Source organism: Gemmatimonas sp. (genome assembly GCF_044344655.1).
Taxonomy (GTDB): Bacteria; Gemmatimonadota; Gemmatimonadetes; order Gemmatimonadales; family Gemmatimonadaceae; genus Gemmatimonas.
In genome coordinates, this window is sequence record NZ_JBIJCN010000019.1 from 42,441 (window position 1) to 53,230 (window position 10,790).

Sequence of the window (10,790 nt, forward strand, 5' to 3'; positions counted from 1 at the left end):
ACCCTGCGATGCCAACACGCATGGCGCGCAGCCCGCGGCCGCTGAGGCGCGATGCGCGGTTCACCCGGACCGTCCTCGCGCGGCACGGCTACGGAGCGGCAGCAACGAGGGCGCGCCCACCGCCGGATCACGTGTGACCACGAGCGGCCAGTCATAGACGGTCTCCAGCACGTCACCGCGCATTACGTCATCGGTGGTACCGGCCGCCGCGACCCGTCCCTCGTGCAACAGCACGATGTGATCAGCGAAGCGGGCCACGAGATTCAGCTGATGGCTGACCAGCAGCACCGTGCGACCTTCGCGCGCGAGTGCGTCGACCAGCTCGAACACCGCCATTTCGTGCGCGATATCGAGAAATGTGGTCGGCTCATCGAGCACCAGCACCGGCGTCTCCTGAGCGAGCGCGCGCGCGATACGCACACGTTGCCATTCGCCGCCCGAGAGCGAGTCGGTCATGCGCCCCATAGCATCGGCAATGCCAGCGCGTGCCAGCGCCCGCTCCACCTGCTGCTGGTCGTTCGCCGACGGCGCGCCAAACGCGCCACGCCGGGGATGTCGGCCCAGCATCACGAACTCGTGGACCGAGAGCGGCATGACGGGCTCCTCGCGCTGCGGCACGATCGCGATACACTGCGCCAGCGCGCGGGAGTCGAGTGGGGCGATGTCGGATCCACCAAGGCAGATGCGTCCGGCCTCGAGCGGGACACGGCGCAGCAGGGTGCGCACCAGACTGCTCTTGCCACTGCCATTGGGCCCCACCACAGCAGTGATGCGTCCGGGATGCGCGATGAGCGACACGTCGCTCAGGGCAGCGCTCGCGCGCGACGGATAGCGCACGGTGATCCCGTCGAAGGCGAGCGCCAGGCCCGCAGGTGTGATCACGGAGCCACCCGGCGAAGACGCGAGAGGAAGAACGGCACGCCGACCAAGGCGGTCACGGCGCCGAGCGGCAACTCGGCCGGCGCCCGCAACGTGCGCGCGAGCAGGTCAGCCGCCACGAGCAGCACGGCACCGTACAGCGCCGACAGGAGCAGCATGGGTCGATGCTGCCGCGCCCCCAGCGCACGCGCGAGATTGGGTACGACCAGGCCCACGAACCCCACCAACCCGGCTGCCGCCACGGTGGCGGCGGCCAGCCAACTGGCGACGAGAAAGGTGCGCTGCGTGGCGCGATCGACATCGACCCCCAGTGCGGCGGCCGGTTCGGCGCCGAGGGCGAGCACATCGAGGTCGCGCGCTTTCCACACCAATACCCCGCCAAGCAGCGCAAGCGCGGTGGCCGCACGCCCCACGCTGCCCCAGCTCGCGTCGGCCGCGCTGCCCATCATCCACCACAGCGCACCACGCAGACGTTCCGGCGGGGCGTCGGCGAGGGCTACGAGAATTGCGGCATTGGCAAACGCCCCTACCACGACGCCTGCCATGAGCAGCAGCCGCGTGTCGCCGCTGCCACCGGCGATGCGCGCGATCGCACTCACAAGCAGGGTGGCCGCAGCGGCGCCGGCGAACGCACACGCGGTGACCCCGAGCGGCGCCGCCACCCCGAACGCCATCGCCGTTACGGCCCCCACGGCCGCGCCCCCCGATACGCCGAGCAGATACGGCTCGGCGAGCGGATTGCGCATGGTGCCCTGCAGCGCGCCCCCACTTACGGCGAGCCCCGCGCCCACGCACGCCGCGAGCAGCACGCGTGGCACGCGCAAATCACGCACGATCGTCACGATACCGTCGTCGCCCACGCCGCGCAGTGCCTCGAGCACAGTACCGAACGGCAGCGAGACCGCGCCGAGGCTGGTGCCCAGCACGAATACGATCAGGAGCAGCAGCCCCCCGCCCCACCATGCGAGCGACAACGAGCCGCGGGCGGGGCGGTCAGCACCGGTGCGCGATGCCATGAGGGTCATGGTCGCGGCAGGGAATCGGCGAGCGACGGGTGGAGCGCCCGCGCCAGCTGAACGGCTGCCATCCCGAGCACCACGGAGGGACGGCCGGTCACGGCAGGATCCTCGATGACAAAGCGGCGGGCGCGAATGGCCGGCACGGCGCTCCAGAGTTCGTCGCCGTTGAATTCCGCCGCGCGCTTCGCACTCGTGATCACGAATGCCGGCGCGCGGGCGATGATCTCTTCGATGCCTACCGCCGGCGACGGCCGTGGATTGTCACCGAACACATTCTCCGCGCCGGCAATCCCCAGTAATTCGTGCAGGTAGCTGCCCGCCCCGATGACAAGCGGCGGCGTACCCTGCACAGGCCAGACCACGCGCGGCCGCCGCTTCACCCGTGCGGTCACGCGATGCACGGCGTCGAGCGTGGCCTGCACGGTGTCACTCACCACCCGAGCCTGCGCCTCGGCCCCCATGGCGACACCGAGCGCGCGCAGTTGGGCATGGAAGTGGGCAATGCGATCCACGCGGAGTGCCAACACCCGGACGCCGGCGCGCGTGAGCGCCTCAGCGGCCGGGCGATTCTCGGCGGTGGCGTATAGAATGACGAGCGTGGGGCGTGCGGCGAGGATCGGCTCGACGGCCGGGCGGATGCCGTCGCCGAGCGCCGGGATGGTGGAGACCTGGGCAGGATGCGTATCCCATCGGGAGCGCCCCACGAGGCGCTGCTGCGCACCAATCGCGAAGATCGCTTCGGTGGCCGAGGGATTGAGCGACACCACGCGCGCAGCGAAGCGGGCGTCGGTGGGCAACGGCACGCCGAAGTCGTCGGTGTCGGCCGGAGCCGCCACACGCGCAGATGACACGGCGCCCGGTGGCGGCGCCTGTTCACGATTGCGGTTGGTATCGGTGCACGCCACGAGCGCACTGCCGAACCACGGCAGCAGGCACCAGCGAACACGGCGTACCAATCGTGGGTGAGGAAACACGAACGGGCATCCTCTCCCACGAGAAGACGCCCGAGCACGCGTGACACGACCGACCAGCACGATCCGGTGTCACGTTTGCACGAGCCCCCCCTCGAGGGTCTTCGTCAAAGAAAGAGCGCGGGTCGTCTCCTGGCTCCGGGCCACGCCTCTCACCTTCCCGATCCAGCGGATCAGTGGTGCCTCGAGAGGCGCTGCTGACAGTTCGTGTCAGTGCCCGTTACAGTGGCGGGGCCGCGCCGGCATTGCACCGGCTTCCGTGTCCCGCGCTCGAAAATCAGTTGTCATCGCACAGCGGTGTGCGACAGTCCGAACCTACCGTCCAACCGGGACTTCGGCAAGCGCCTCGGCGAGCGCGGCCTTAAGCTCTACCCGCCGCGCCTCGTAGGCGGTCTGCACGGCCGGCGACGGATTCTCCTGCCGTGCGTAGGTGGCATCGAGGGCAGCGATTTCCTGCGCCAGGCGATCAGCCAGCGGCGCCTCGGACTCGCGTGGCCGCAGCGTAGGGACCGTGGTCCCGCGCTTGCTCGCTGCGCGCTGCATGGAGCGTGTGAGCGCGAGCATCATGAGGAACCCCACCGCCACGAGGAGTCCGGCGATATAGAGATTGCGACCGCCGCCGCCGCCGGCTGGCACGTCCACCACCAGCTCGGCGTCGGGCTTCACGTCCTGTGACAAAAAGCGCCGGAAGTTGCGCCCCTCGAGCGTGACCGGATCGACCGCGGTGAAGCCCTGCCCCTGCACCTTACCCTGCGGCTCCTCAACGAGCACCTCGAATACGACGGCGCCGGCCTCGGCGCGGACGCGCAGCGGAAAGCTGCTGTCGGGCACTTTGTATGAGAACGCGACCTGCTTCACGCCGGGAGCGATCGGCGCGAACACCGACACCCGCCCGTTCTGGGCAGCAAACGCGTCCGGCGAGATCTCGCCTTCGTTGGCACGAACGTCCTGGGCGGCCGCTGGGATAGCGATACTCCACGTAGGCGCCGCATTGGGCGACTCGCTGGCCACGAGGGTGACGAGACTGTCGTTGGACAGCTCGAACACCTCGACGACGGTGCGCAGGTTGCTGCTGTCGGCCTTACTGATGATCAGGTGCCGTCCCTTGACCGACATCGGAAACGTTGTCGACGTCGTGTCGAAGACGGTGATTTCTGTTTCGTCGGCGGCGGCGTTGACCGACTTGAGCGGTGCCGTGAAATAGGCGATCCCACCGTAGGTGGTGGACGCGAAGTACACCGCATCGCCCGCGCCGAACGGGGTATAGCGGAACCGGTAGCGCCCGTTGGCATCGCTCTGGACAGAGTCGATGGGACCGGCGGTGTCCTTCCCTACCCGGTGCAGCGTGACCCAGACCCTCGAGGCCGCGCCCATGCCAGTACTGTCACCACCAGCGGCGACGGGGCGGCGCACGCGGCCCGCCACCGTGCGATTGCCGGCCTGTGCCTCGGCCAACACCGGCAAGGCCGCGACGGCAGCCAGCGCGAGGGCGGCACCAGCCAACAGGGACAACCGCGTTGACATCGTGGACGGGCGGCGGCAGGACGAGCGATGCATCGGTTGGGGCAAGCGGTGGCAAACAGGAGGGCGGCGACTAGGGTGTGAATTTACCGAAGTCTTCCGGACGAAGATTCTCAAGATACGCTTTGAGCTGCTCGGCGCTCAGCTCCGGCTCCCCCCGGTCGGCGCCCTTACCGGTCTCCGCCTCGTCATCGGCTTCCGTTTCCATGGCGGTGAGCAGCGTTTCCGGTGCGAAGATCGGGGCGTCGAGGCGCAGAGCGATGGCGATGCTGTCGGACGGCCGCGCGTCGACCTCGACGAGCCCCGTGGGGCCCTCGAGATGCATTGCGGCGAAGTAGGTGTTCTTCTTCACCCGCGTGATGTTGACACGCCGGAGGGTGCCCCCGAGTGAGCGGATAAGCGTCTTGCAGAGATCGTGGGTGAGCGGGCGCTCGCGCTTCACCTGGTTCATCTGTAAGGCGATGGACTCCGCCTCAGGCTGCCCGATCCAGATGGGCAGCACCCGACGCCCCGCCTTTTCGCGCAGGATGACTACATAGGAATTCGTCGCACTGTCGAGGCCGAGCCTGGCCACTGTGACTTCCACCATTGCACACTCTCCGGGTGGGGCGACGATCGACCTGCCTGTCGGGGCAGCCGCGACGCTGCCCAGGACAGGGACTGATACACCGAACCGACCGCCCGGTGCGCCACGCTGCACGGAAACATGCAGGGGCACACCGGCGGTCGGCCCGGGAACCACTCGAGTTACTTGACGGCCTGCTTGAGGGCACCCACCCGGTCGGTGCGTTCCCACGTGAAGGTGGTGCGCGCCGACTTGCCACGGCCGATCGTTTCGGCCTTGCGGCCGAAGTGCCCGTAGGCAGCCGTGGCCTGATAAATCGGCTTGCGCAGATCGAGCGCCTTCGAGATACCGCGCGGCGTGAGGTCGAACACATCGTTGACGGCCGCTTCGATCACGCGATCCGGAACGGTACCGGTCCCGAACGTCTGCACGTAGACCGACACGGGCTGCGCCACACCGATGGCGTAGGCCACCTGCACCTCACAACGGCGGGCGAGCTTTGCGGCCACGATGTTCTTGGCCACCCAGCGGGCGGCGTAACACGCCGAGCGATCGACCTTGGACGGGTCCTTGCCGCTGAAGGCACCGCCGCCATGGCGGCCCATGCCGCCGTACGTATCGACGATGATCTTGCGGCCGGTCAGGCCGGCGTCCCCCTGCGGTCCGCCAATCACGAAGCGACCGGTGGGATTGATGTGCGTCTTCATGCGGCGGCCGATGAACTCGGCCGGGATAATGGCATGAATGACGTCATCGAGGATGGCGCGCCGCAGCTTGGTATTGGAGACCTTCTCATCGTGCTGCGTGGAGATGACGACCGTGTCGACGGCGACGGGACGGTTGTCTTCGTACACCACGCTCACCTGGGCCTTGCCGTCGGGGCGGAGCCAGGGAAGCGTGCCGTCCTTACGGAGCACCGACAGCTGGTGCGTGAGCGCATGCGCCAGCTGGATCGGGAGGGGCATGAGCTCGGGGGTTTCGTCGGTCGCGTAGCCGAACATCATCCCCTGATCACCGGCGCCACCGGTGTCCACGCCTTGCGCGATGTCGGGCGACTGCCGGTCGATCGTGCTCACCACGGCGCACGTCTTCGAATCGAAGCCAAAGTTCGCATCGTTGTAGCCGATTCCCTCGATCGTCTTGCGGACAATATCGGGGAGGTGCACGTAGGCCGACGTGGTGATTTCCCCAGCGATGACCGCGAGGCCCGTGGTGACGAGCGTTTCGCAGGCCACGCGAGCCGCGGGGTCTTCGGTCAGGATGGCATCGAGGACGGCATCGGAGATCTGGTCCGCGATCTTGTCCGGATGTCCCTCGGTGACGGACTCCGACGTGAATAGGTGACGATCGGCCACGCAACGCTCTTGGTAAAGGGTCCAGTTGACTGGCGTAGACTAGTTCGTACGGACGGGCTTCACAACTAGTTCAGCCCGCTATCCGAGTTCTGCCCGGAGTCGCCGCCGGAGGAGGATTTCCGCCTCACGTGCGGTACTGGCGGCCATGGCGGCCCTCGCGGCATCGGCGGCGGCCTCGACGCGCACGCCACGGATGATGCGCTTCACGTCAGCGACGGCGCGCGGGGCCACGCTGAGCTGCCGCAAGCCGAGGCCGAGCAAGGCAAACACGGACAAGGGCTGCGACGCCATCTCGCCGCACACGCACACGTCGATGCCATGCGCGGCGCCGGTGGCCTGCACCTGTGCCATGAGCCGCAGCACGGCCGGATGGAAAGGCGTGTAGCGCGGCGCGAGATTGGCGTTGCCACGGTCCACGGCCAGCATGTACTGCACCAGATCGTTCGACCCGATGCTGAAGAAGTCCACATCGCGCACCAGCGTATCGCAGGCCACGGCGGCGGCGGGGGTTTCCACCATCACGCCGAGCGGTACGTCGTCACGGAACGGCACACGCCGCGCCGAGAGCTCGGCGACGCACTCGCTGATCAGTTGCCGAGTCTCCCGCACTTCGTCGACCGTGACGACGAGCGGCAGCATGATGCGGAGGTCGCCGTGCACCGCCGCCCGCAGGAGCGCGCGCAGCTGCACCTTGAAAAGCTCACTCTCGTCGAGGCACATGCGGATGGCGCGCCACCCGAGGAAGGGATTGGCCTCGTGCGGAAAGCCGCCGACGGGCAGCTTGTCGCCACCCACGTCGTAGGTGCGGATGATGACGGTGCGCCCGCCGAAGGCCTGCACCACGCGCTTGTAGGCGCGGTACTGCTCCTCCTCGTCGGGCATGCTGGCGCGCCCCACCACGAGGAACTCGGTGCGCATGAGGCCCACACCTTCGGCGCCGCTCGACGCGCCCGGTTCGGCCTCGTCGGGGATGTCCACATTCGCGCGCACCACCACGCGCACACCATCGCGCGTGACCGGTTCGCTGTGGGCGAGTTCGCGCAGGACATCGGCGCGTCCTTCCTCTTCGGCCACCCGCTGGCGGGCATCCTCGACTTCATGCTCGGAGGGGGCGATCATCATCGTGCCATCGGCCCCATCGAGGATGGCGATCTCGCCACCCTGCAGCACCGTGAGCGCCTGGCGCAAGCCCACGACCGCCGGCAGCCCAAGGGAGCGCGCGAGGATCGCCACGTGCGCCGTGGCCGTGCCGGCTTCGGTGGCAATGGCGGCGATGCACTCGCGATCGAGCTGCATCGTGAGCGACGGCGTGAGGTCGTGCGTCACGAGGATCGTGTTGCTACCGCGCGGCACGTCGACCGGATCGTGGTCCGGCAGATCCAGCAGAATGGAGAGCACGCGGATGTGCACGTCGGTGAGGTCACCGACCTTTTCGCGCAGCATGGGGGCACTGGACCGCGCAAAGTGTGCGCGCCACTCCAGCAGGACGATGTCGAACGCCTTTTCCGCGCCGAGGTTCTGGCGGATGAGGGCGGTGGTGGCGTTCGTCAGTTCGTCATCGTCGAGGATCGACAGCTGCACATCGAAGATGGCGGCCTCCTCGGGGCCTGCCTGCACCTCGGCACGGGCGCGCAGATGCCGCAGACGCGCGCGTGCGCGCTCGAGCGCCGCCGAGAGACGGCCGATTTCGCCCGGGATGGCCCCGTCGTCGATGACGCGATGACGCACATCGGGCACCTCCCACCGCAGGAGGTGCACCGGTCCCACGACGATCCCCGGCGATGCGGGAATGCCGCGGAGTACCGACTGCACTCAGCTCTCTCCGAAGCGCGCGGCGACGAGCGCCACGAGGGCGTCGAGCGCATCCTCGGCGTCGGGGCCCACCGCCCGCAGGGTGATGGAGGCGCCGAATTCGGCGGCCAGCATCATGACCCCCATGATGCTCTTGCCGTTCACCTCGAGATCATCGCGCGAGATGGTGATGTCGCTCTTGAACCGCGACGCAGCCTTGACCATCTCGGCCGCCGGACGCGCATGCAGTCCATGCTTGTTCACGATTTGAACGGATCGTTCAGCCATCAACGCACCACCGAGTAGAGGACGAGGGCCGCGAGCACGAGCAGAACGACGCGCCATCCCTCGGCGCGGCCCTGCAGTCGCACGAGGAGTACCGCAAGCAGGGGCGTAGCGACGGCCACCCCCATGGGAATGGGAGACAGTGGCGGCTGCCCGCCGATGGCCCGGTGAACCGCCAACGGCAGCGCGAGGCCGCCCAGCACCGCCGATACCCGACCAATGTAGCGTGGTCCGTGCTGAAGCACCGGATGCCCCAGCGCGGTCGCCACGCGCAGGCCGTGCTTCCAGCCGTTGCGCAGTCCCCAGTCGCGGAGTCCCAGATGCCCGACGTTGTACAGAAAGAGGAACCCCAGAACGACGCCGAGCGGGGACCACCCGAAACCGAAGAGGAGAATGGCCACGAGGGAGCAGGCGGGCAGCCAGGCGGCCCAGACCAGCCGGTCGCCGACGCTGCCGAGCGGCCCGCAGAGGGCGGTGCGGAACCGCTCGATGCGCACGGGGGCGACCTGTTCCACCTCCGCGCGGGCGAGGGCCCCAACGGCGAGCGCGGCGAGATACGGGTGGGCGTTGAAGTACACGGACTGCCGCGCGAGCGCCGCCTTGTAGGGCTGGCCATCGAGCCCACCGGGAAGTTGGCGCAGGGCGGGCTCCACGCAGAAGCCCACGCCGTTGCCGACGAGGATCTCGTAATTCCAGGAGCCCTGGATGGCCAGGCATCTGAGCAGCATGGACGCGCGCAGCGCTCCGGGGAGCGGCGGGCCGTCCGGGGGGCTCGCGAACGGGGGGCTCGCGGTGTCGGCGCGAAGCGCTGGGGCGTTGCGCTCGGTCTCAGGCACCCGCCACCACCAGCAACGTGCCAACCGCGAGGGAGACCACGAACAGGCGCCGCGTTCCGCTGATCGCGTGAAAGTCCTTCCACACCGCGGCGGCCGCGACGGCAGCCACGGAGGCGACAATGACGGCGCGGGACAGGTCTTCGTCCACCGTCCAGAAGGCGTTGACGAGGGTGGCGACTGGACGCGCGACGCAGTACATGAGCCCTCCCAGCAGGACACCGCGCACGAGGTCGAGCGTCATCCCGAACACCTGCAGCCCCACGACGGTGTTGCGCGATCCCGCCGCCAGCTGGTCGAGCCGCGGTCGGGCGAAGCGGGCGATGAGCTGGCGATGCTGGACCATGGTCCAGCCACCGATCCACGCCGTAACGATCCCCACGAGCACGGCGACCGCGAAGGCCCCCACATCGGGGAAGGAGGAATTGGTGGCTCCCACCGCGGCCACCGCGCCGGCCACGACCGAAGCGCTCCCCCACTCCGGATAGCGGGACGCCCCGACGGGCAGCGACTCGAGCGCGAGGCACTCGAGCGCGGTGCCGCACACCAGTCCCGCTTCCGGGGCACCCAAGAACGCCCCCCCGAGGGTGGCGCCCACGATCGGGCGTGAGATCATGGCTTGGGGGAAACTCACCACATCGAGCCCCACCACGCCAGCGAGCAGCGCCACGGGCACGAGCGGGACGAGGGCGGCGAACAGCTCTGTCACGACTGGCAGTCAGGTACTCGTGGTGGCCGACAGTATGTCGGCGAGCGGCACGGGCTTCGCCGTCGGCACATCCTGCGCGGTCACGTCCACACCGGCCGCCGAGATCTCCCGCAGCCCCTCCTCTTCGGCGGGCGTGAGGAACAGATAGCGCAAGCGACCAATTCGACCGGGCGCGTGGTGCACGCCTCCCACGTTGACGGCGCGCACCTGCCCCATCGCCCCCGCGACCAGACGCTGCATGGTAGCGATGTTCCCGGTGAGAACGATTCCCGGTTCGGGCATGCGCTCGTACTCGGCGAGGCGGGGCACGGCGTCATCGACACCATGGAAATACACCGACATCTCGGGCGGCACGCCCATGCGGTACAGCTCCTGCTCCCATTCGCTCCCCGCCACCTCGTCGTCGACGAGCACGATGAAGCGCAGCTCGAGTGGCTGTCCCCACCCCACGACCACCTGGCCGTGAATGAGACGATCGTCAATGCGATAGAGCGCGATGGGCATGCGGGAGATGAAGCGGCGTCGTGGCGCGGTCAGGCGCCGTGTACAGTCATGGAAGCGCGGCCCCGCTCGAGTGCGGCCTGCGCGGCCTGCAAAGAATCGTCGCCATCGTGCATGGCAAAGTCGAGGAGCAACGACAAGTTGATGCCGGTCACGAGCAGCACGCCGGGCCGCTCGCGCAACAGGCGCCGCACCGCCATGGTGCAGCTGCCAGCCGGCAGATCGGTGAAGATCACCCGCGCACCGGAGTCGTCAAGCGCCCGCGAGAGTGTCTGCTGGATATCGTCGAGACTGAGCCCCGTGTTGGAAACGGTCGCGAACAGATCGCCCCGACCGGCAATCTGCTCCACCGCCGATACGA

At 68.5% G+C, this 10,790-nt stretch carries 12 protein-coding genes and 1 riboswitch; all 12 genes read right to left on the reverse strand.

The window, feature by feature from the left end; all coding sequences use genetic code 11:
- Positions 1-60 precede the first annotated feature (60 nt).
- Entirely contained in the window at positions 61-882 is an 822-nt protein-coding gene (locus ACIQ51_RS07265) for an ABC transporter ATP-binding protein (protein ID WP_396204360.1), read from the reverse strand.
- Entirely contained in the window at positions 879-1,904 is a 1,026-nt protein-coding gene (locus ACIQ51_RS07270; RefSeq protein ID WP_396204361.1) for a FecCD family ABC transporter permease, read from the reverse strand. The genes ACIQ51_RS07265 and ACIQ51_RS07270 overlap by 4 nt, the downstream gene beginning before the upstream one ends.
- Positions 1,901-2,872, reverse strand: coding sequence for an ABC transporter substrate-binding protein (locus tag ACIQ51_RS07275; protein ID WP_396204362.1), 972 nt, complete (start codon positions 2,870-2,872; stop codon positions 1,901-1,903). Before ACIQ51_RS07275 ends, ACIQ51_RS07270 begins: the two co-directional genes overlap by 4 nt.
- A gap of 101 nt (positions 2,873-2,973) precedes the next feature.
- Positions 2,974-3,153, reverse strand: a riboswitch (cobalamin riboswitch).
- A 31-nt stretch (positions 3,154-3,184) separates the two neighbouring features.
- Positions 3,185-4,393 (reverse strand): hypothetical protein, encoded by a 1,209-nt coding sequence (locus tag ACIQ51_RS07280; protein ID WP_396204363.1) that lies wholly within the window; start codon positions 4,391-4,393, stop codon positions 3,185-3,187.
- Positions 4,394-4,463: 70 nt separating this feature from the next.
- Positions 4,464-4,979, reverse strand: coding sequence for a bifunctional nuclease family protein (locus ACIQ51_RS07285; protein WP_396204364.1), 516 nt, complete (start codon positions 4,977-4,979; stop codon positions 4,464-4,466).
- A 158-nt stretch (positions 4,980-5,137) separates the two neighbouring features.
- Entirely contained in the window at positions 5,138-6,310 is a 1,173-nt protein-coding gene (metK, locus tag ACIQ51_RS07290; protein ID WP_396204365.1) for a methionine adenosyltransferase, read from the reverse strand.
- Between the two features lie 78 nt (positions 6,311-6,388).
- Positions 6,389-8,122 carry a phosphoenolpyruvate--protein phosphotransferase gene (gene ptsP, locus ACIQ51_RS07295; RefSeq protein WP_396204366.1) on the reverse strand — a complete coding sequence of 578 codons (1,734 nt, stop codon included), beginning with the start codon at positions 8,120-8,122 and terminating at the stop codon, positions 6,389-6,391.
- Positions 8,123-8,389 carry an HPr family phosphocarrier protein gene (locus ACIQ51_RS07300; protein ID WP_396204367.1) on the reverse strand — a complete coding sequence of 89 codons (267 nt, stop codon included), beginning with the start codon at positions 8,387-8,389 and terminating at the stop codon, positions 8,123-8,125.
- Positions 8,389-9,114 (reverse strand): PTS system mannose/fructose/sorbose family transporter subunit IID, encoded by a 726-nt coding sequence (locus ACIQ51_RS07305; protein ID WP_396204368.1) that lies wholly within the window; start codon positions 9,112-9,114, stop codon positions 8,389-8,391. Before ACIQ51_RS07305 ends, ACIQ51_RS07300 begins: the two co-directional genes overlap by 1 nt.
- Positions 9,115-9,214: 100 nt before the next feature.
- Positions 9,215-9,928: a PTS sugar transporter subunit IIC gene (locus tag ACIQ51_RS07310; protein ID WP_396204369.1), complete on the reverse strand. Its 714-nt coding sequence runs from the start codon at positions 9,926-9,928 to the stop codon at positions 9,215-9,217.
- Positions 9,929-9,937: 9 nt separating this feature from the next.
- A complete protein-coding gene (locus tag ACIQ51_RS07315; protein ID WP_396204370.1) occupies positions 9,938-10,432 on the reverse strand; it encodes a PTS system mannose/fructose/N-acetylgalactosamine-transporter subunit IIB in 495 nt (164 codons plus the stop codon).
- A 29-nt stretch (positions 10,433-10,461) separates the two neighbouring features.
- On the reverse strand, positions 10,462-10,790 hold a 329-nt coding region (locus tag ACIQ51_RS07320; RefSeq protein ID WP_396204371.1), incomplete at its 5' end, for a PTS sugar transporter subunit IIA.